The organism is Caballeronia sp. LZ024, assembly GCF_031451455.1.
In the GTDB taxonomy this organism is placed as follows: Bacteria; Pseudomonadota; Gammaproteobacteria; order Burkholderiales; family Burkholderiaceae; genus Caballeronia; species Caballeronia telluris.
In genome coordinates this window covers 303,905-322,980 of sequence record NZ_JARUXL010000001.1, presented here as the reverse complement: position 1 = coordinate 322,980, position 19,076 = coordinate 303,905, and the positions used below count along the sequence as shown (strand labels likewise).

Here is a 19,076-nt window from a genome sequence, read left to right as displayed (position 1 = left end):
AATTAGCGTTGGCAGCGCGGACAGAAATACGTCGAGCGCTGTCCCTGGACGATGTGTTTGATCGGCGTGCCGCAGACGTGACACGGCAGGTCCGAGCGATCATAGACGAAATAATCGAGCTGGAAGTAGCCCGACTCGCCGTCGCTGCCGACGAAATCGCGCAACGTGCTGCCGCCTTTCTCGATCGCAGCGGCCAGCGTCACGCGCACGGCGTCGGCGAGCAGGTCGTAGCGCACGAGCGAGATGCGCCCGGCGGCGGTCGTCGGCCGGATGCCCGCGCGAAAAAGGCTCTCCGACGCATAAATATTCCCCACGCCCACGACGATGTCCCCCGCGAGCAGCGCCTGCTTCACCGAGACCTTGCGCCCGCGCGTTCTGCGAAACAGCAGCGCGCCGGAGAATTCGGGCGTGAACGGCTCGACGCCGAGACTCGCGAGCAGCGGGTGATCGAGCACGTTGCCCGCTTCGCGCGGATGCCACAGCACGGCACCGAAGCGGCGCGGATCGCGAAAACGCAGGATGAAGTCGTCGAAAATCAGGTCGATGTGATCGTGTTTGGCGGCGTCCGGCGGGCGCGGCACGTTGCGCAGCACGCGCAGCGTGCCCGTCATGCCGAGATGGACGATGAGCCAGCCGGCGGCGGTCTCGAACAGCAGGTATTTCCCGCGCCGCTCCACTTTGTCGATCCTGAGCTGGCCGAGCGTCTTCGCGAGATGCGCCGGAACCGGCCAGCGCAGCGCCTTCGTGCGTATCTCGACGTGTTCGATCCGCCGTCCCGCCACATAGGGTTCGATTCCGCGGCGCGTGACTTCTACTTCCGGCAACTCTGGCATATTTGGATGGTCTGCAGCTTGCTTGGGGCGTTGGTCCCGCTTTGTGCCCGTATTGTAGCGAGCGCGTTACAATCGACCGAAACATCCATCGGATTTCCATGAACTTGTTCGTCAATAAGCAATTTCCGAAGCGAACGGGCGCGCTTGCTGAGGAAAGCGGGTCGTCGGTTTCGCGCGTCGCGGGCGCGGTGGCTCTGGCGATGGCCGTGTTCGCATTCATGCCCGCCTGCGCGCAGATACCGCCGCAGACTCAGGCGCAAAAGCAGGGTCAGCCGTCGGATCAGAGCCCCGCTCCGTCGTCCGACGATCAGCCCGTCAGCGCCGCCGACATGCTGACCGCGCCGCCGACGGCCAAGGAATCGCAAGATCTGCCGCCCGTCGCGCTGTCGAGCCAGATCGTGTTCCAGGTCCTGGCCGCGGAAGTCGCGTTGCAGCGCAATCAGCCGGCGCCGGCGTATCAGACGTATCTCGCGCTCGCTCGCGACACGCACGATCCGCGTTTCGCGCAGCGTGCGACGGAAATCGCGATCGCAGCGCAAAGTCCGAACGACGCGCTGACCGCCGTCCAGTTGTGGCAGCAGTTCGCGCCGAATTCGGATCGCGCGGCGCAATTGAGCGCGTCGCTGTTGATCGTCGCCGGCAAGCCCGACGACGCCGAGCCCACGCTTCAGCGCGAACTCGCGAAGGTCCCCGAGGCGCAGCGCGGCGATGCGATCCTGTCGCTGCAATCGCTGCTGTCGCGCGGGCCGAACCGGATCGGCGGGCTGAACGTGCTCAAGGACCTGACGGCGAACGACCTGCAACGCCCGGAAACGCATCTGGCGCTCGCCCGCCAGCAACTGATCGCCGACGACGCGCCCGGCGCGCGCGCATCGCTCGAAAAGGCGCTCCAGTTGAAGCCCGACTATCTGCCGGCGGCGCTCACGCTCGCTCGCATGGGGCCGGAGGAGCGCAAGGAAGGCATCGCTTCGTTCGAGAAATACCTCGAGAAGAATCCGAAGTCGCACGATGCGCGGCTTGCGCTCGCGCAGTTGTATTTGTCGTCGGATCGACTGGACGACGCGCAGAAGCAGTTCGAGATCATGCGCAAGAACGATCCGAAGGACCTGACGCCGCTGATGGCGCTCGCGCTCATCAACATCCAGAAAAAGCAGTTCGACAAGGCGCAGGACTACCTGAACCAGTACGCGAAGACCGCCGAAAGCACGCCCGGCGCCGATCCGGGTCAGGCGTATATCTATCTCGCGCAGTTGTCGCTGGAACAGAAGAACGATGCCGCCGCGAGCCAGTGGCTCGACAAGATTCCGCGCACGAGCCAGCAATACCTGCCCGCGCAGATCACGCGCGCGCAACTGATGGCGAAGCAGGGCAAGGTCGACGAAGCGCGTCAGTTGCTCGCGAATCTGCAGAGCTCGGACCCGCACGACATCGCGCTCCTCGCGCGCACGGACTCCGCGCTGCTGTTCGAAGCGAAGCGCTATCCGGAGGCGGAGGCGAATCTGGCGAAGGCCGTCGCCGCGTTCCCCGACGACCCCGACCTCACCTACGACTACGCGATGGCCGCCGAAAAGAACGGCCATTACGACGTCATGGAAACGCAACTGCGCAAGCTGATGCGCACGCAGCCGGACAATCCGCAGGCGTATAACGCGCTCGGCTACTCGCTCGTCGATCGCAACCAGCGCATCGACGAAGCCGTGAAGCTGATCGAAAAGGCCGTCTCGCTCGCGCCGAACGACGCGTTCATCATGGACAGCCTCGGCTGGGCCAAATTCCGCCAGGGCAACTCCGCGGAAGCGGCGAAGATTTTGAAGCAAGCATACGACCTGCAGCCGAACGCCGAAATCGGCGCGCATCTCGGCGAGGTGCAGTGGAAGTCGGGCCAGCAGGACCAGGCGCGCGCGACGTGGCGGCAGGCTCAAAAGCTTGAACCGGACAACGACACGCTCGTCAAAACGCTCAAACGACTTCAGGTGAACGATCTTTGATGGCAATGCACACCCACGCCCGCGCGCCGCTCAGACGCGGCGCGCTCGCGCTCACGGCTGCGGCGGCCGTCGTCCTTTCCGGCTGCGCGACCAAGCCCAACGTGCCGAACACGTCGAATGCGGCGACCTCGATCACCGCGCAGACGAGCCGCGCGTATCACGGCCGTTTCGCCGTTCAGTACAACGACGAGTACGGTCATCAGCGCAACGCCTACGGCAATTTCGACTGGCAGGAAACCGGCGACACCGTCACGTTGCAACTGCGTAATCCGCTCGGGCAGACGCTGGCGGTGGTGACGTCGTCGCCGGCCTCGGCGACGCTCGAACTGCCGAACAAGCAGCCGGTGAACGCCGACAACGTTTCGCAACTGATGCAGAGCACGCTCGGATTCGCGCTGCCGGTCGAAGGATTGCGCTACTGGCTGCAGCCGTCGGCGGCGCCGAGTTCGCGCGCCAGGACCACGATGGATGAATCGTCGGGCAACGGGCGCCTCAAGGAAATCAAGCAGGACGGCTGGACGATCGACTATCTGGCCTACGCCGACGCGCCCGCGACAGGCGTCAAGCGCGTCGACCTGACGCGCGAAGATCCGCCGCTCGACATCAAGCTCGTGATCGACCAGTAAGCCTTTTCCGCTCAAGCATGTCCCAATCGAACGAGTCGCTGCGCGACTGCCTCGCGCCCGCGAAGCTCAACCTCTTCCTGCACATCACCGGCCGTCGTCCGGACGGCTATCACGCGCTCCAGACGGTTTTCCAGCTGCTCGACTGGGGCGACGCGCTGCATTTCACCCGTCGCGACGACGGCGCGATCACGCGCCGGACCGACGTTCCGGGCGTCCCGGAATCGGACGACCTCGTCGTGCGCGCGGCGCGGCTGTTACGCGATCACACGGGAAGCAAATACGGTGTCGAAATCGAAATCGACAAGCGACTTCCAATGGGCGCGGGTCTCGGCGGGGGCAGTTCCGATGCCGCGACGACACTCTTAGCGTTAAATCGTCTTTGGGGCGTTGACCTTCCGCGCGCGACACTGCAAAATCTCGCCCTGCAATTGGGCGCTGACGTGCCATTTTTTGTTTTCGGGCAGAATGCGTTTGCAGAAGGAGTCGGAGAAGCGTTGCGAGCGGTCGATCTGCCGAAGCGCTGGTTCCTGGTGGTGACTCCTGCGGTCCACGTGCCAACCGCCGAGATTTTTTCGGAGAAAGCGTTGACAAGGGACTCAAAAGTCCTCACAATGACGGACTTTCTTGCACAACATAGTTCTGACGCAGATTGGCCAGACAGTTTCGGCCGAAATGATATGCAGGCAGTTGTCGCAGAAAAGTACGCGGAAGTTGCAAAGGTGCTCGAGTGGTTTTCCGATTCAGCACCGGCGCGAATGACCGGATCTGGAGCAAGCGTGTTCGCTGCTTTTCGTAGCAAAGCCGAAGCGGAACTGGCGCAAGCCAAGCTCCCGGCAAGCTGGAAGAGCGTCGTGGCAGGCAGTCTGGATTCTCATCCTCTCTTCGCTTTCGCGTCATAAGGTTTTGTTTTGTCGGGTATGTCCTACACTTCCGGCAAGACTCAAAGTTAGTGTAGGGGAGTCGCCAAGTTGGTCAAGGCACCGGATTTTGATTCCGGCATGCGAGGGTTCGAGTCCTTCCTCCCCTGCCATAATTTCTCGCGCTTTTCCTCTCGCCCCCAGCCCGAATTAGGTGCACGATGAGCAGTGACGGCCTGATGGTTTTTACTGGCAACGCGAATCCCGCGCTTGCACAGGAAGTCGTCAAGATTCTTGGTATTCCCCTCGGCAAAGCGATGGTCAGCCGTTTCTCCGACGGCGAAATCATGGTCGAGATTCAGGAAAACGTTCGTGGCAAGGACGTATTCGTTCTGCAGTCCACCTGTGCTCCGACGAACGATAACCTGATGGAACTCATGATCATGGTCGATGCGCTCAAGCGCGCATCCGCTGGCCGGATCACCGCAGCCATCCCCTATTTCGGTTATGCGCGTCAGGATCGCCGCCCGCGTTCGGCGCGGGTCGCCATCTCGGCGAAGGTCGTGGCGAACATGCTGGAAATCGCCGGCGTCGATCGCGTCATCACGATGGATCTCCACGCCGACCAGATCCAAGGTTTCTTCGACATCCCCGTCGATAACATCTATGCAACGCCCGTGCTGCTCGGCGATCTGCGCAAGCAGAATCACGAGAACCTGCTGGTGGTGTCGCCGGATGTAGGCGGCGTAATTCGCGCCCGTGCACTGGCGAAGCAACTGAACACCGACCTCGCGATCATCGACAAGCGCCGTCCGAAGGCGAATGTCGCTGAAGTGATGAACATCATCGGTGAAGTGGAAGGCCGCACGTGCGTGATCATGGACGACATGGTCGACACCGCCGGCACGCTCTGCAAGGCAGCACAGGTTTTGAAGCAACGCGGCGCGAAGCAGGTGTTTGCGTACGCCACGCACCCGGTTCTTTCGGGTGGCGCGGGCGAGCGGATCGCGGCATCGGAACTCGACGAACTCGTCGTCACCGACACGATTCCCCTCTCCGCCGAATCGCTCGCATGCAAGAAGATTCGCCTGCTGTCGAGTTCGGGCCTCCTCGCGGAGACGTTCTCGCGAATCCGGCGCGGCGACTCGGTGATGTCGCTGTTCGCTGAAAGTTAAAAGAATTGGCAAAACGCGAAGCTTGAGCTTCGCGTTTTTGCGTAATCGGCACGAACGAACGAAGGTCCGTGCCGTTGTTTTGGGGCTCGACTAAAGCGCCCCGTTCTCACTGCCTGGTCGCGGGCAGCAAATGGAGTCGAATCATGAAAGTAGTCGCTTTCGAGCGTAGTCTGCAAGGTACGGGTGCGAGCCGCCGCCTGCGTAACTCGGGCAAGACCCCGGGCATCGTGTATGGCGCCGACAAAGATGTGCAACTGGTCGAACTCGACCACAACGCCCTTTGGCACGCGCTGAAGAAAGAAGTGTTCCATTCGTCGATTCTCGACATGGAAGTGGCTGGTAGCTCGCAACAGGTTCTCCTGCGCGACGTGCAATACCACCCGTTCAAGCAGATGGTTCTGCACGTGGACTTCCAGCGCGTCGATTCGAAGAAGAAGCTGCACACCAAGGTGCCGCTGCACTTCATGAATCAGGAAACGAATCCGGCTGTCAAGCTGGCCGGCGCCGTGATCACCCACGTGATCAACGAACTCGAAGTGGAATGCCTGCCGGGCGACCTGCCGGAATTCGTCGAAATCGATCTGGCGAAGATCGAAGCAGGCCAGTCGATGCACGCCAAGGACATCGCGCTGCCGAAGGGCGTGGCGCTCGTCGCGCACGTCATTGCAGAAAACCCGGTCATCGCTTCGGCGACGGTCCCGGCCGCAGTGGTGTCGGACACGGCTGCTGAAGGCACTGCAGAAGGCGAAACGCCGGCAGCGTAAGTTTTCGCCAAGAAGCTATCCTCTCGAACCGTTCTTAGAACGGTCGACGTGACCCGCCGATGCTCGCGCTCCGGCGGGTTTTTTTTCGCTCCCATCCAGGCGGGCGCCCTCGCCCGTCACGACTCGACATGATCAAGCTGATCGTCGGCCTCGGCAATCCGGGCGCCGAGTACACCGCGACCCGACACAACGCAGGTTTCTGGTTCGTCGCCCAGTTCGCACGCGATGCAGGCGCGACCCTGCGCGACGAGCGCCGCTTCCACGGCCACTATGGCAAAGGCCGTCTGAACGGCCACGAAGTGCACCTGCTCGAACCGCAGACGTTCATGAACCGGTCGGGGCAATCAGTGGTCGCGGTCGCGCAATTCTTCAAGATTCTCCCGGACGAGATTCTCGTCGCGCACGACGAACTCGACCTGCCGCCCGGCACGGTGAAGATGAAGCTCGGCGGCGGCAGCGGCGGCCACAACGGCCTGAAGGACATCTCCGCGCACCTGTCGTCGCAGCAATACTGGCGGCTGCGAATCGGCATCGGACATCCGCGCGACCTGATTCCCGAAGGCGCGCGTGCCGGCGCGAAGCCCGACGTCGCCAATTTCGTGCTCAAGCCGCCGCGCCGCGAAGAGCAGGAGCCGATCGACCAGTCGATCGAGCGCGCGCTCGCCGTGATGCCATTCGTCGTCGCCGGCGAAACCGAGCGCGCGGTGATGAACCTGCATCGCAATTCCTGATCTTCATTGGAGCCGCACGTGAGCCGTTTCTGGAGCGACATCGTTCATCGACTGACGCCGTATGTCCCGGGCGAGCAGCCCGCGCTCGCGCATCCCGTCAAGCTGAACACGAACGAAAATCCGTATCCGCCGTCGCCGCGCGTCGTCGAGGCGATCCGGCGCGAGCTGGGCGATAGCGGCGACGTGCTGCGCAAATATCCCGATCCGACCGCGCAGGCGTTACGCGCGACCGTGGCGGTGCACCACGGCTTGCGGATCGATCAGGTGTTCGCGGGCAACGGTTCGGACGAAGTGCTCGCCCACGTGTTCCAGGCGCTCCTGAAGCACGACACGCCGATCCGCTTCCCCGACATCACGTATAGCTTTTATCCGGTCTACGCGCAGCTCTACGGCGTCGAGTTCGATGCGATCGCCCTCGACGACGAATTCGCCATCGACATCGACGATTACCGCGCGCCGGGCGGCCCCGTGCTGCTGCCGAACCCGAACGCGCCGACCGGCCGCGCGCTGACGCTCGCTGAAATCGAGGCCTTGCTGAAGGCGAATCCGGATTCGCCCGTCGTGATCGACGAGGCGTATGTCGATTTCGGCGCGGAATCGGCGGTGAAGCTGATCGACCGCTATCCGAATTTGCTCGTCGTGCAGACGGTGTCGAAGTCGCGTGCTCTGGCGGGCATGCGCGTGGGTTTCGCGTTCGGCGACGCCGCGCTGATCGAAGCGCTGACGCGCGTGAAGGACAGTTTCAACTCGTACCCGCTCGACCGCCTGGCGCTTGCCGCGGCGATCGCCGCTTACGAAGACGATGCGTATTTCCGCGAAAGTTGCGCGAAGGTGATCGCGAGCCGCGAACGGCTGACGGGCGAACTGAAGGCGCTTGGCTTCGACATCGTGCCGTCGGCGGCGAATTTCGTTTTCGCGCGCCATCCCGCGCACGATGCCGCGACGCTCGCCGCGTCGCTCAGGAAGAAGGAGATTTTCGTGCGGCATTTCAGGCTGCCGCGCATCGACCAGCACTTGCGCATTTCCATCGGCACCGATGCGGAATGCGACGCGCTCGTCGACGCGCTCAAGCCGCTGATCGCCGCCTGAAACGCGCTTACTGGCCCTTGGCGGCCATCAGCGCGTGGTACTTCGCCATCAACTGGCCGGGCGTTTCAACATGCGCCGGATCGCGCGGAATACATTCGACGGGACACACTTGCTGGCATTGCGGCTCGTCGAAATGGCCGACGCATTCGGTGCATTTCTTCGAGTCGATGACGTAGATTTCCGCGCCCATCGAAATGGCGTCGTTCGGGCACTCGGGCTCGCAAACGTCGCAGTTGATGCACTCGTCGGTAATGATCAGGGACATGCTCTACTCTCTCTCGCCGGTCTGACCCGGCACTCACCCGCGCGGCGACTCGAACTGCAACGCGCCGCCGGGTTCGCGACGACCGTCGAAGCTCAGGGCGCCGCGCCGTTCGCCGGCAGCAGGCCGACCTTGTCGATCAGGCGCTTCTCGACGGATGGAAACACGAATTTGCTGACGTCGCCGCCCAGTTGCGCGATCTCGCGCACGATCGTGCCCGAGATGAACTGATACTGGTCCGACGGCGTCATGAACATCGTCTCCACGTCCGGCAGCAGATAACGGTTCATGCCCGCCATCTGAAACTCGTACTCGAAATCGGAGACGGCGCGCAGGCCGCGCACGATCACGCGCGCATTGTTCTTGCGCACGAAATCCTTGAGCAACCCGGTAAAACTCATCACCTGCACGTTCGGATAATGCCCGAGCACGTCGTGTGCGATGTCGAGGCGCTCCTGGAGGCTGAAGAACGGCTTCTTCGCCCGGCTGTCGGCGACGCCGACGACGAGCGTATCGAATATGCTCGACGCCCGCCTTACGAGGTCTTCGTGTCCGCGCGTCAGCGGGTCGAACGTTCCCGGGTACACGGCGACTACCATGGGCCTTCTCCTCTTATCTAGACATTGGGCCGCTCGGCCGCTCAGGCAAGTGCAACCGGGGGGCGCCCGGCCATTGCGTCCGGTGCGCTATTTTTGGAACGCGCATTATTCCTCATTTTCGCGCCGCAGCAAATGATAGTGGACCGCGCCTGCACGGCCCTCGCGGACGATCGCCCAGCCGCCGAGCGCGGGCGTCGCCGAGATGTCGAGCGCTGCGCCGGATTCGACGTACAGCGCGCCGCCTGATGCTACGAGCGGCGTCGCGAGTTCCAGCGCGCGATCGAGCATCGGCTGGTCGCCGAAGGGCGGATCGAGGAACACGATGTCGAAGGAATTCGGCGGCAGGTTTGCGGCGAGCCGCAGCGCGTCGGCTTCCGCGATTTCGATGTTGGTCGCCGCGAGCCGCGCCTGGTTCGCCTTCAACTGGGCGACCGCGCGTCCGCTCCGTTCGACCATCAGCACCCGGGCCGCGCCGCGCGACGCCGCTTCGAAGCCGAGCGCGCCGCTGCCGGCGAAGAGATCGAGGCAGCGCTGGCCGTCGAGTTGCTGGCCGAGCCAGTTGAAGAGCGTCTCGCGCACGCGATCCGGCGTCGGACGCAGGCCGTCGAGATCGAGCACGGGCAGCGGCGTGCGCTTCCAGTCGCCGCCGATGATGCGGATCGAATGCGGTTTGCCGCCGCGCGACGGCGCGGCCTCGCGCGGTTTGGCGGGCGGGCGGCGCGGCGCGGCTGAGGCGGGCGAGCGGTTGATGGACGAACGGGACATGGTGGTGAAGTAAATGGAGATGCGGGCGCCGGAAAGCGCGGCCGTCTTACGAAACCGAACGCGATGCGAAAAGATGAAAGGCAACGTTACCACAGCCGTGCGCCTTGCCACCAAAGGCGAGCGACCGCCCCAGGCGTCGCCTGATAAAATACGCGCCTTCCGTGCTTTCTCGCTTTCTGGTTTGCTCGATGTCGAGAACCCCGGCGTCATTCGAGAAACGTGCGCACTTCCCACCCTTGCAGACCATGTTCAGCTTTTTCAAACGATTCAAGAAGCCGGCCGAGGGCGAAACGCCCGTCGACAATGCCGCCGACGAAGCCGGCGCGCAGCAAGCGCCCGAGGCGTTCGAGGAGCCGTTGCGTCACGCGAGCACGCCCGTCACGCCCGCGCAGCCGGTCGAGCCGGCTTCGGAACCGGCTTCGGAACCAGCTTCGAAGCCGGTGAACGAACCCGCGCCGCTGAAGCACGCGACGACACCCGTCACGCCCGCGCAGCCCGTCGACGAGGCGCCTCAGGCCGCGCCGAAGCCCGCCGAGCCGCAAACGGCGGAGCCGAAGCCGTACTGGCAGGGCCGCACGCCGTCGCAATGGCAGCGCGAGCCGCTCGCGGAAGAACTCGACGAAGTCATCCCGGCGCCCACGCCCGACGCCGCCGCGAAGAAATCGTGGATCTCGCGCCTGAAGCACGGTTTGTCGAAGACGAGTTCGAGCCTGACCGGCATTTTCGTCGGCGCGAAAATCGATGAGGATCTGTACGAGGAGCTGGAAACCGCGCTGCTCGTGTCCGATGCGGGCGTCGACGCCACCGAATTCCTGCTCGAAGCGTTGCGCGAAAAAGTGCGCGCCGAGCGTCTCACCGACGCGATGCAGGTGAAAAACGCGCTGCGCTCGCTGCTCGTCGATCTGCTCGCGCCGCTCGAAAAGTCGCTGATGCTCGGCCGCGCGCAGCCGCTCGTGATGATGATCACGGGCGTGAACGGCGCGGGCAAGACCACGAGCATCGGCAAGCTGGCAAAGCATTTACAGCGCTTCGAGCAGTCGGTGCTGCTGGCCGCCGGCGACACGTTCCGCGCCGCCGCGCGCGAGCAGCTCACCGTCTGGGGCGAGCGCAATAACGTGACGGTGATGTCGCAGGAAAGCGGCGACGCCGCCGCGGTGATCTTCGACGCGGTCGGCGCCGCACGCGCACGCAAGATCGACGTGATGATGGCCGATACCGCCGGACGTCTGCCGACACAGCTGCATCTGATGGAAGAGTTGCGCAAGGTGCGCCGCGTGATCGCCAAGGCGATGCCGGACGCGCCGCACGAAGTGCTGCTCGTGATCGACGCGAACACCGGCCAGAACGCGCTCGCGCAGGTGAAGGCGTTCGACGACGCGCTCGGCCTGACCGGGCTGATCGTCACCAAGCTCGACGGCACCGCGAAGGGCGGCATCCTCGCCGCGATCGCGCGGCAGCGGCCGATTCCGGTGTATTTCATCGGCGTCGGCGAAAAGGTGGAGGACTTGCAGCCGTTCAGCGCCGAGGAATTCGCCGACGCGTTGCTCGGCTGACCGTCGTCGCTTCAAAGCAGAAAAGGCGTCCCGCGGGACGCCTTTTTTCGCCATGAAGCAGCGCGAACTCAGTGCGACAGCAGCAAAGCCGCCGCAATCCACCACATCACGCAGCCAACGATCACATCCAGCACGCGCCACGCGACGTCCTTCTCGAACCACGGCTGAAGGAGCCGCGCGCCGTAGCCGAGCGTCGTGAACCAGACGATCGACGCGCACATCGCGCCCGCCGCGAACCACGCGTTGCGCGGCCAGCCGTAGCGCGCGCCGATGCCGCCGAGCAGCACCACGGTATCGAGATACACGTGCGGATTGAGCAGCGAGAGCGCGAGCACCGTCGATGCCGCGCCGAGCGCCGTCTGCGTGTCGACGTTCGTGGCGTCGAGATGGCCCGGACCGCGCCACGCCGCGAGAAACGCGCGTGCGCCGTAGAGGAACACGAAAATCGCGCCGGCCCAGCGGATCACGTCGAGCAGAAACGGCGCGCGGGCAATCAGCGCGCCCATCCCGCCGATGCCGAGCGCGATCAGGAGCACGTCGATCGCCGCGCAGATCGAGACGACCAGCCCGACGTGCTTCTCTTTCAATCCCTGCCGCAACACATAGGCGTTCTGCGCACCGATCGCGATGATGAGACTCGCGCCCAGTCCGGCGCCCGACAAAAAGCTCGATAGATAGGGAAGCGTCATTCAGCGTCGGGTTGTTGCGCGGGCGCGGCGCGTTGGAAGGCTTCGAGCGTGTCGGCGTGATCGGCGATGCGTTCGATCGTCGGAAACCGGCCGAGGTCGATCTTGAAGCGCCGCGCGTTGAACACTTGCGGCACAAGACACAGGTCGGCGACGGTCGGCGTATCGCCGAAACAGAACGCGCCCACGCGCTTGTCGGCAGACAGCCGCTTTTCCAGCGCCTCGAACCCCGATTCCACCCAGTGCGCGTACCACGCGTCCTTGACCTCGTCGGGCGCCTTCACCTGGTGCTTCAGGTACTTGAGCACGCGCAGGTTGTCGAGCGGATGGATTTCGCACGCGACCGCGAGCGCGATCGACCGGACGAACGCGCGATCCGCCGGCCCGCGCGGCAGGAGCGCCGGCTCGGGATGCGTTTCCTCCAGATATTCGATGATCGCGAGCGATTGCGTGAGCACGTCGTCGCCGTCGACGAGCGTCGGCACGATGCCGTCCGGATTGAGCGCGCGATAGTCGGGCTGGAGTTGCTGTCCGCCGTCACGCAGCAGATGCACCGGCGCGTACTCGTAATCGAGCCCCTTGAGATTCAGCGCGATGCGCACCCGGTACGCCGCCGAACTGCGGAAATAGCTGTAGAGCTTCAAGTCGTCTCCCCTTTTTCGCGCTTTACACGACCCGCACCGAAAATTCGCCGATGCCGTCCACGCCGCCCTTCATCAGGTCGCCCGTAACGATCGCGCCGACGCCTTCCGGCGTGCCGGTGAAAATGAGATCGCCGGGGAAGAGTTCGAAGAGCGTCGAGAGGTACGCAATCGTCTCGCCGACCGACCAGATCAGTTGCGAGATGTCCGAGCGCTGTTTTTCCTCGCCGTTGACCGACAGCCAGATCGCGCTTTTTTCCAGATGCCCGACCTTCGACACCGGATGAATCGGCCCGAGCGGCGCGGAGCGGTCGAAACCCTTCGCGGTGTCCCACGGACGGCCGAGCTTCTTCGCTTCGGCCTGCAGGTCGCGGCGCGTCATGTCGAGGCCGAGCGCGTAGCCGTACACGTAGTCGAGCGCCTGATCGGCGGGAATGTCGCGGCCTTGCTTGCCGATCGCCGCGACCAGTTCCATCTCGAAATGCACGTTCTTCGATTGCGACGGATACGGGAATTCGCCGGTCGTGCCCGGCGCGACGTAGAGCACGGCGTCGGCGGGCTTGCCGAAGAAGAACGGCGGCTCGCGGTCCGGGTCGTGACCCATTTCGCGCGCGTGCGCTTCATAATTGCGGCCGACGCAATAAATGCGGCGTACCGGAAACTGATCGTCGGAACCTGCGACGGGCACGGCTACCGCCGGCGCCGGAGTGAACACGAAACTCATCCCGCTCTCCTCGTTCTGGTTGGATCGCGGCCTCGATCGTGCGCAGCGCATGGCGGGTCGACCCCGATCCGCGCCCGCGCCGAAGCCGGCAAGACAAAGAGTTTAACGTGCGCGCGTCGCGCCTGCGCGCCGGGCTCGCGCGCGAAAAAGGCGCGTCGCGCGGGCCGCCGCCTCTTTTGAGCGACTTGCACGCGCCGCACAAATGCTGTACTCAATACTCTTTCCGCATCCCACATTTGCCTGGACCGAACGTGGACACCGCCATTGCGAAACGCACGACGCCCGCGCACCCTAATCGATGACTGATCCTGCCCTGCAACCCTTCCTCTGCGCGCGCTTCATCAAGGAAATCGGACGCGGGCCGAACGGCGCCCGCGCGCTCTCCCGCGACGACACCTTCTCGCTCTACGAAGCGATGCTCGATCACCGCGTCTCCGAACTCGAACTCGGCGCGGTGCTGCTTGCGTACCGCGTGAAGGGCGAAACGGCCGCCGAACTCGCCGCGATGCTCGCTGCCGCGCATCGCTCCTTCGAGCCGCTGCACATCCAGCATGGACGCGAGCACGCACGGCCGGTCTCGATCCCGAGCTACAACGGCGCCCGCAAGCAGCCGAACCTGACCCCGCTGCTCGCGATGCTGCTCGCGCGCGAAGGCGTGCCGGTGCTGGTGCACGGCGTCGTCGACGATCCGGGGCGGGTGACGAGCGCGGAAATCTTCGCGGAACTGGGCATCGCGCAGGCGGCGTCGCACGATGAAATCGAGGACAGCCTCGCATCGCGCCGGCTCGCCTTCGCGCCGATCGGCGCGCTTGCGCCGAAGCTCGCGCGGCTCTTGGCGCTGCGGCGGATCATGGGCGTGCGCAATTCGACCCACACGCTTGTCAAGATTCTTCAGCCGTTTGCGCAACCGGGCTTGCGGCTCGTGAACTACACGCATCCGGAGTATCGCGACAGCCTGACGAGCCTTTTCGTCGATCATCCCGACGCCGCCGTGGGCGGCGCGCTGCTCGCGCGCGGCACCGAAGGCGAGGCAGTTGCGGATACGCGCCGCCAGGTTCAGGTCGACTGGTTCCACGACGGCCATTCGGAGACGCTGCTGTCGGCGGAACGCTCGTCGGCGGATGCGCCGGCCGCCGCGCTGCCCGATTCGCTCGACGCCGCGACCACCGCGCGCTGGATCGAAACCGTGCTGCGCGGTGAAGTGCCGATTCCGCCGGCGGTCGTGCGGCAGGTCGAACTGATCTCCGACGTGGTGCGCCGGCCGGTGTGAATCGGAACCGCCCGATTATGTTGCGTTCGCGATTGGTTGACACATCAACCGCCGCTGGCTAAAGTAGCCGCATGCGTTTCACCCAATTCTCCTCCCTCCGAATTATTTCGGGCCGCCTAGCGCGGCCCCTATCGCTACGTCTAGCGTAAGTCGCCAGGCGTAGCGCCGCGCGTTTGTCTGTTGTTCGCGCGGTCCTCCCAGTAGTTCTCGTAGTTCCTTCTTTTCACCACCTGTAGTCGTCAGCTTTTCGTTCGCGCATCCCGCGATGCGGAAACGCGAGGGTCACATGCACGCTGCTTCGCGCACGTTCACGTTGGTCGCAGGCGTCACCATCGCCGTGACGCAACGTGGCCGCGCGCGCGGGAAAGCATCTCGGCGTGCATCGGGCAAGGGCCGGCCAGCCGCCGGCACGGGCCTCTCTCGCAGACGCTACGCAACTTGCGCAACCCGCGATCAACGAGGTCGACGATCATGATGCAGAGCCCTTCCGAGAAATACCGTCCGTTTCCGCCAGTCCGTTTGAACGGCCGCCGCTGGCCGACGCGCACCATCGAAAAAGCGCCCGTCTGGATGAGCACCGACCTGCGCGACGGCAACCAGGCGCTGATCGAGCCGATGAACATCGCAGCGAAGCTCGAATTCTTCGAGATGCTGGTGGCGACGGGTTTCAAGGAGATCGAAGTGGGCTTTCCGTCGGCATCTCAGACGGATTTCGATTTCGTGCGCAAGCTGATCGTCGAGAAGCGCATTCCCGACGATGTGACCATCGAAGTGCTCGTGCAGTCGCGCCGTGAACTGATCGAGCGCACGTTCGAAGCGGTGGAAGGCGCGTCGAAGGTGATCGTGCATCTGTACAACGCGATTGCGCCGTCGTTCCGGCGCATCGTCTTCAATCAGTCGAAGGAAGAAGTGAAGGCGCTGGCCGTCGAGGGCACGCGCATCATCAAGGAATGCGCCGCCGCGCGGCCCGGTACGCACTGGACGTATCAGTATTCGCCGGAAACGTTCAGCATGACGGAGCTTTCGTTCGCGCGCGAAGTCTGCGACGCCGTCGCGCAAATGTGGCGCCCGACGCCGGATCACAAAATGATCGTGAACCTGCCCGCGACCGTCGAAGCCGCGATGCCCAACGTGTTCGCGGACCAGGTCGAGTGGATGGACAAGAACCTCGGCTATCGCGACAGCATCGTCCTCTCGGTGCATCCGCACAACGACCGCGGCACGGCCGTTGCCGCCGCGGAACTGGCGATGCTCGCGGGCGCGGAACGCGTCGAAGGGTGTCTCTTCGGCAACGGCGAGCGCACCGGCAACGTCGATCTCGTCACGCTCGCGTTGAATCTCTACACGCAAGGCATCGATCCGGGCCTCGACTTCTCGGACATCGACGGCGTGCGGCGCGTCGTCGAGCGCTGCAACCAGATTCCGGTGCATCCGCGCCATCCGTATGCGGGCGATCTCGTGTTCACGGCGTTTTCGGGATCGCATCAGGACGCGATCCGAAAGGGCTTCGCGCAGCGCGAGCCCGGCACGGTGTGGGAAGTGCCCTATTTGCCGATCGATCCCGCCGATCTCGGCCGCAGCTACGACGCCGTGATCCGCGTGAACAGCCAGTCCGGCAAGGGCGGCGCGACGTATCTGCTCGAACGCGGCCTGGGCTTCACGCCGCCGCGCCGCGTGCAGATCGCGTTCAGCCACGCCGTGCAGGCGGTCGCGGATGCGTCGGGCGAGGAAGTGTCCGGCGAAGCGGTCTGCGCGTTGTTCCGGCGCGAATATTTCGACGTGGCCGGTCCGGTCTCACGTATCGGCGCGGCGACGCTGCGGGTTCGCGGACGCGACGTGAAGATTCCGCCGGCCTCCGCCGCCGCGTCCGGCGAGTCTTATGCGCAAACCGTGGCAGAGGCGCTCGGCGTCGCGGCGCAGGTGTCGTCGTTCGAGACGGCCAGCACGGCGAGCGGCGAGACGGCGGTGTTCGTCGGATGCCGCGTGGGCGACGAGCCGATGCGCTTCGGCGTCGCGGTGAATGCGAACGCGGCGCTGGCCGTCGTCGATGCGATCGTGAGCGCGGTGAATCGGGCGCGCTGGACGAGCGTGCAGGAAGCGCAGAGCGAGGCCGTGGCGGTGTAGCGCAATCGAAGGCAACGGCGCAGGCGGCGCGACGGCTATTCGAGCGCCACCCGCGTCGCCTGCAAGGCGAGCAGCTGCCAATGCCCGGAGTTCTGAATGTGGACCGCGGTGTAGGCGATCGGAAACAGCAGCGCGCCGTTCTTCGATTCCATCTCGATCAGCGCGCGCCCCGACACGAGACACGTGTCGCGCCCGGCCGGCATCACGTCCTGCGACTGAATCTCGATTTGCCGGTAGCGACGGCGGCCGGCCGTGATCGCGTCGATGAACTGGCGTTTCGTCTCACGCTTGCCGTTCGTGTGCACGTAGCTGACGTTGTCGGCGAGGAGCGCGTCGAGCGTCTCGCCGTCGCCTTCGACCATCGCCCGGAAGCGGTCGCGTTCGAGACCGCGGATCGCCTCGATAGTTTTTGCCGGCATCTGTCGATTCCCCTTGCGGCAAGGAACCGATGCACGCGTTCCCCGTCAGAAGTTGTACTGCAGATAGAGCTGGCTGAAATTTATACCAGGATTCGGCTCTTTGATACCGGCGTTCGACACGTGCTGAAACCGGAAGCCCGCCTGGTAGCTCTGACGGGAGCCGAAAATCGCGCCGATGCCGACCACGTCGGCGAATTCGAACGCGCTTCCCATCGCGAAAAACGGCGTGATGCGCGTGTGCGACAGCACCCGGACGCCGACGCCCGCTTCGATGAAAGGCCGGAAGTTGCCCGAACTCTTGATGAACCGGAACATGGGCGTGATGCCGACTTCCCAGATGTCCGGATTGACCGTGTAGTCGAGGGTCGGATGCCAGTACGAGATATGCCCCTCGCCGACCATCGTGAAGTGATACCCGCCGATCTCCCACCACTTCCATTCCGGGTCCCAGACGAGACCCAGATCGGCTTTCCAGATCTGCCGGTCGGAATAGCCGCCCGCAATCTGCACACCAAACCGGTCAGCGTGCGCGCCCGCCGACGCGCACGCACATGCCGCGAATGCGGCGCATTGCAGGAAACGATTCAGCCAGGCGCATTTTTTCTTTTGCATGAACACCCCGACACTGGTTTTCGATCACCGACCGCTCGGACGGCCACTGGCGTATTTTAGAGATGATCGCGGAATTGTGCTTGAATTGTGTTTCGTTTCGCTGAAAGGCTGAATTAAGTTTCGTCGATGGGGCGAACCACGGTAATTCGTGCGAACGCCACCAAATCCCCGAGGCGCTTCGCGGTAAAAATGACTGTTTAATTAACTGTAATATGCGCCCTATCAGGGCTTGATTTTTGATAGCTTTTGTGGGAACTCCCACACAAGTCGACGCTCTAATCCTTAGCACTCACTGGACTGGAGTGCTAATATCGTGGTGACTCGCTGCGAATTTTCGCACCGGGTTTTTTGTTGATAAGGAGCTTATGAGCGTGACCAATGCGATGACCCTTCCGAATGTCGTGAGCTCGGCGCCGGCCAAGGCCGCATCGGCAGGCGCGCTGACGTACGCACAGTCGTCGATGCTGACCGGCCAGATCGGCAATATCGACGCCTATATTTCGGCTGTGAACCGGATTCCGATGCTGTCGCCGTCGGAGGAACGTCAGTACGCCACCGAATTCCGCGAGAACGGCAACCTCGAAGCGGCGCGTCAGCTCGTGCTGTCGCACCTGCGCCTCGTCGTGTCGATCGCCCGCAATTACCTGGGCTACGGCCTGCCGCACGCAGACCTGATCCAGGAAGGCAACATCGGCTTGATGAAGGCAGTGAAGCGCTTCGACCCCGCGCAGAATGTGCGCCTCGTGTCGTATGCGATGCACTGGATCAAGGCCGAGATCCATGAATACATCCTGCGCAACTGGCGCACGGTGAAGGTCGCGACCACCAAGGCGCAACGCAAGCTGTTCTTCAACCTGCGCAGCCGCAAGACCGGCCTCGCCGCGTTCACGCCGGACGAGATCGAAGGACTCGCGAAAGAGCTGAACGTGAAGCGCGAGGAAGTCGCGGAGATGGAAACGCGTCTGTCGGGCGGCGACATCGCGCTCGAAGGCCAGGTCGAAGATGGCGAGGAAGCCTTCGCGCCCATCGCGTATCTCGCCGACTCGAACAACGAGCCGACCAACGTGATCGCCGCGCGCCAGTTCGACAAGCTGCAAAGCGACGGCTTGTCGGACGCGCTCGAATCGCTCGACGATCGCAGCCGCCGCATCATCAAGGCGCGCTGGCTCGACGTGCAGGACGACGGATCGGGCGGCAAGACGCTGCATGAACTGGCCGACGAGTTCGGCGTCTCGGCGGAGCGGATTCGCCAGATCGAAGCGAGCGCGATGAAGAAGATGAAGGCGGCGTTGCACGACTACGCTTGACGTCTGACTGACGCAGTACCGCAAAGCCCGCCGTCGAAAGACGGCGGGCTT

At 63.9% G+C, this 19,076-nt stretch carries 20 protein-coding genes and 1 tRNA gene; 12 read left to right on the top strand and 9 right to left on the bottom strand.

Annotated elements, in window-relative coordinates; translation table 11 throughout:
* Nucleotides 1-2 precede the first annotated feature (2 nt).
* Nucleotides 3-833, bottom strand: coding sequence for a bifunctional DNA-formamidopyrimidine glycosylase/DNA-(apurinic or apyrimidinic site) lyase (gene mutM / locus QCE48_RS01560; protein ID WP_309786491.1), 831 nt, complete (start codon nt 831-833; stop codon nt 3-5).
* Between the two features lie 98 nt (nt 834-931).
* On the opposite strand from mutM, the gene QCE48_RS01555 reads away from it, so the two are divergent.
* From QCE48_RS01555 to hisC, 8 genes are all read left to right on the top strand, one after another.
* The gene (locus QCE48_RS01555) at nt 932-2,821 is read left to right on the top strand and encodes a tetratricopeptide repeat protein (protein ID WP_309786492.1); all 1,890 of its coding nucleotides are present in this window, start codon (nt 932-934) and stop codon (nt 2,819-2,821) included.
* Nucleotides 2,821-3,447: a lipoprotein insertase outer membrane protein LolB gene (gene lolB, locus QCE48_RS01550; RefSeq protein WP_309786493.1), complete on the top strand. Its 627-nt coding sequence runs from the start codon at nt 2,821-2,823 to the stop codon at nt 3,445-3,447. Before QCE48_RS01555 ends, lolB begins: the two co-directional genes overlap by 1 nt.
* A gap of 17 nt (nt 3,448-3,464) precedes the next feature.
* Nucleotides 3,465-4,346, top strand: a complete 882-nt coding sequence (ispE, locus tag QCE48_RS01545) for a 4-(cytidine 5'-diphospho)-2-C-methyl-D-erythritol kinase (protein ID WP_309786495.1) — start codon at nt 3,465-3,467, stop codon at nt 4,344-4,346.
* A gap of 54 nt (nt 4,347-4,400) precedes the next feature.
* Nucleotides 4,401-4,477: transfer RNA gene (locus QCE48_RS01540), tRNA-Gln, on the top strand.
* A 48-nt stretch (nt 4,478-4,525) separates the two neighbouring features.
* Entirely contained in the window at nt 4,526-5,479 is a 954-nt protein-coding gene (locus tag QCE48_RS01535; RefSeq protein ID WP_062639206.1) for a ribose-phosphate pyrophosphokinase, read from the top strand.
* A 143-nt stretch (nt 5,480-5,622) separates the two neighbouring features.
* The gene (locus QCE48_RS01530) at nt 5,623-6,243 is read left to right on the top strand and encodes a 50S ribosomal protein L25/general stress protein Ctc (RefSeq protein ID WP_309786496.1); all 621 of its coding nucleotides are present in this window, start codon (nt 5,623-5,625) and stop codon (nt 6,241-6,243) included.
* Nucleotides 6,244-6,371: 128 nt separating this feature from the next.
* Nucleotides 6,372-6,974 (top strand): aminoacyl-tRNA hydrolase, encoded by a 603-nt coding sequence (gene pth / locus QCE48_RS01525; protein ID WP_309786497.1) that lies wholly within the window; start codon nt 6,372-6,374, stop codon nt 6,972-6,974.
* A gap of 18 nt (nt 6,975-6,992) precedes the next feature.
* Entirely contained in the window at nt 6,993-8,063 is a 1,071-nt protein-coding gene (hisC, locus tag QCE48_RS01520) for a histidinol-phosphate transaminase (RefSeq protein ID WP_309786498.1), read from the top strand.
* A gap of 7 nt (nt 8,064-8,070) precedes the next feature.
* Here the strand turns inward: hisC and QCE48_RS01515 are convergent, their stop codons facing one another.
* The 3 genes from QCE48_RS01515 to rsmD all read right to left on the bottom strand — a co-directional run bounded on the left by QCE48_RS01515 (nt 8,071) and on the right by rsmD (nt 9,689).
* Nucleotides 8,071-8,328 carry a YfhL family 4Fe-4S dicluster ferredoxin gene (locus QCE48_RS01515; protein ID WP_309786499.1) on the bottom strand — a complete coding sequence of 86 codons (258 nt, stop codon included), beginning with the start codon at nt 8,326-8,328 and terminating at the stop codon, nt 8,071-8,073.
* A gap of 92 nt (nt 8,329-8,420) precedes the next feature.
* Nucleotides 8,421-8,924, bottom strand: a complete 504-nt coding sequence (gene coaD / locus QCE48_RS01510; RefSeq protein ID WP_309786501.1) for a pantetheine-phosphate adenylyltransferase — start codon at nt 8,922-8,924, stop codon at nt 8,421-8,423.
* Between the two features lie 105 nt (nt 8,925-9,029).
* Nucleotides 9,030-9,689 carry a 16S rRNA (guanine(966)-N(2))-methyltransferase RsmD gene (gene rsmD / locus QCE48_RS01505; protein ID WP_309786503.1) on the bottom strand — a complete coding sequence of 220 codons (660 nt, stop codon included), beginning with the start codon at nt 9,687-9,689 and terminating at the stop codon, nt 9,030-9,032.
* A 245-nt stretch (nt 9,690-9,934) separates the two neighbouring features.
* Here rsmD and ftsY point away from each other — a divergent pair, with 245 nt between their 5' ends.
* On the top strand, nt 9,935-11,242 hold the full coding sequence (gene ftsY, locus QCE48_RS01500) for a signal recognition particle-docking protein FtsY (RefSeq protein WP_309786504.1): 1,308 nt from the start codon (nt 9,935-9,937) through the stop codon (nt 11,240-11,242).
* A gap of 68 nt (nt 11,243-11,310) precedes the next feature.
* Here the strand turns inward: ftsY and QCE48_RS01495 are convergent, their stop codons facing one another.
* The 3 genes from QCE48_RS01495 to QCE48_RS01485 are packed head-to-tail and all read right to left on the bottom strand — an operon-like array spanning nt 11,311 to nt 13,293.
* The gene (locus tag QCE48_RS01495; protein WP_309786505.1) at nt 11,311-11,931 is read right to left on the bottom strand and encodes a LysE/ArgO family amino acid transporter; all 621 of its coding nucleotides are present in this window, start codon (nt 11,929-11,931) and stop codon (nt 11,311-11,313) included.
* Entirely contained in the window at nt 11,928-12,572 is a 645-nt protein-coding gene (gene maiA / locus QCE48_RS01490; RefSeq protein ID WP_309786506.1) for a maleylacetoacetate isomerase, read from the bottom strand. Before maiA ends, QCE48_RS01495 begins: the two co-directional genes overlap by 4 nt.
* Nucleotides 12,573-12,594: 22 nt before the next feature.
* The gene (locus QCE48_RS01485; protein ID WP_309786508.1) at nt 12,595-13,293 is read right to left on the bottom strand and encodes a fumarylacetoacetate hydrolase family protein; all 699 of its coding nucleotides are present in this window, start codon (nt 13,291-13,293) and stop codon (nt 12,595-12,597) included.
* A gap of 298 nt (nt 13,294-13,591) precedes the next feature.
* Between QCE48_RS01485 and ybiB the strand changes: the two genes are divergently transcribed.
* Nucleotides 13,592-14,563: a DNA-binding protein YbiB gene (gene ybiB, locus QCE48_RS01480; protein ID WP_309786509.1), complete on the top strand. Its 972-nt coding sequence runs from the start codon at nt 13,592-13,594 to the stop codon at nt 14,561-14,563.
* Between the two features lie 471 nt (nt 14,564-15,034).
* Nucleotides 15,035-16,687 (top strand): 2-isopropylmalate synthase, encoded by a 1,653-nt coding sequence (gene leuA, locus QCE48_RS01475; RefSeq protein ID WP_309786510.1) that lies wholly within the window; start codon nt 15,035-15,037, stop codon nt 16,685-16,687.
* Between the two features lie 35 nt (nt 16,688-16,722).
* Here leuA and QCE48_RS01470 read toward each other — a convergent pair whose 3' ends face one another.
* Nucleotides 16,723-17,106: a nuclear transport factor 2 family protein gene (locus QCE48_RS01470; RefSeq protein ID WP_087629292.1), complete on the bottom strand. Its 384-nt coding sequence runs from the start codon at nt 17,104-17,106 to the stop codon at nt 16,723-16,725.
* 45 nt (nt 17,107-17,151) lie between these two features.
* On the bottom strand, nt 17,152-17,718 hold the full coding sequence (locus QCE48_RS01465) for an acyloxyacyl hydrolase (protein WP_309786511.1): 567 nt from the start codon (nt 17,716-17,718) through the stop codon (nt 17,152-17,154).
* A gap of 371 nt (nt 17,719-18,089) precedes the next feature.
* On the opposite strand from QCE48_RS01465, the gene rpoH reads away from it, so the two are divergent.
* Nucleotides 18,090-19,025 (top strand): RNA polymerase sigma factor RpoH, encoded by a 936-nt coding sequence (gene rpoH, locus QCE48_RS01460; protein WP_309788302.1) that lies wholly within the window; start codon nt 18,090-18,092, stop codon nt 19,023-19,025.
* The last annotated feature ends 51 nt before the right edge of the window (nt 19,026-19,076 follow it).

What these genes read in the sequence shown, in the direction of transcription:
- mutM (WP_309786491.1), bottom strand. Translation starts at nt 833, where the DNA reads ATGCCAGAGTTGCCGGAAGTAGAAGTCACGCGCCGCGGAATCGAACCC.
- QCE48_RS01555 (WP_309786492.1), top strand. Translation starts at nt 932, where the DNA reads ATGAACTTGTTCGTCAATAAGCAATTTCCGAAGCGAACGGGCGCGCTT.
- lolB (WP_309786493.1), top strand. Translation starts at nt 2,821, where the DNA reads ATGGCAATGCACACCCACGCCCGCGCGCCGCTCAGACGCGGCGCGCTC.
- ispE (WP_309786495.1), top strand. Translation starts at nt 3,465, where the DNA reads ATGTCCCAATCGAACGAGTCGCTGCGCGACTGCCTCGCGCCCGCGAAG.
- QCE48_RS01535 (WP_062639206.1), top strand. Translation starts at nt 4,526, where the DNA reads ATGAGCAGTGACGGCCTGATGGTTTTTACTGGCAACGCGAATCCCGCG.
- QCE48_RS01530 (WP_309786496.1), top strand. Translation starts at nt 5,623, where the DNA reads ATGAAAGTAGTCGCTTTCGAGCGTAGTCTGCAAGGTACGGGTGCGAGC.
- pth (WP_309786497.1), top strand. Translation starts at nt 6,372, where the DNA reads ATGATCAAGCTGATCGTCGGCCTCGGCAATCCGGGCGCCGAGTACACC.
- QCE48_RS01515 (WP_309786499.1), bottom strand. Translation starts at nt 8,328, where the DNA reads ATGTCCCTGATCATTACCGACGAGTGCATCAACTGCGACGTTTGCGAG.
- coaD (WP_309786501.1), bottom strand. Translation starts at nt 8,924, where the DNA reads ATGGTAGTCGCCGTGTACCCGGGAACGTTCGACCCGCTGACGCGCGGA.
- rsmD (WP_309786503.1), bottom strand. Translation starts at nt 9,689, where the DNA reads ATGTCCCGTTCGTCCATCAACCGCTCGCCCGCCTCAGCCGCGCCGCGC.
- ftsY (WP_309786504.1), top strand. Translation starts at nt 9,935, where the DNA reads ATGTTCAGCTTTTTCAAACGATTCAAGAAGCCGGCCGAGGGCGAAACG.
- QCE48_RS01495 (WP_309786505.1), bottom strand. Translation starts at nt 11,931, where the DNA reads ATGACGCTTCCCTATCTATCGAGCTTTTTGTCGGGCGCCGGACTGGGC.
- QCE48_RS01485 (WP_309786508.1), bottom strand. Translation starts at nt 13,293, where the DNA reads ATGAGTTTCGTGTTCACTCCGGCGCCGGCGGTAGCCGTGCCCGTCGCA.
- ybiB (WP_309786509.1), top strand. Translation starts at nt 13,592, where the DNA reads ATGACTGATCCTGCCCTGCAACCCTTCCTCTGCGCGCGCTTCATCAAG.
- leuA (WP_309786510.1), top strand. Translation starts at nt 15,035, where the DNA reads ATGATGCAGAGCCCTTCCGAGAAATACCGTCCGTTTCCGCCAGTCCGT.
- QCE48_RS01470 (WP_087629292.1), bottom strand. Translation starts at nt 17,106, where the DNA reads ATGCCGGCAAAAACTATCGAGGCGATCCGCGGTCTCGAACGCGACCGC.
- QCE48_RS01465 (WP_309786511.1), bottom strand. Translation starts at nt 17,718, where the DNA reads ATGCAAAAGAAAAAATGCGCCTGGCTGAATCGTTTCCTGCAATGCGCC.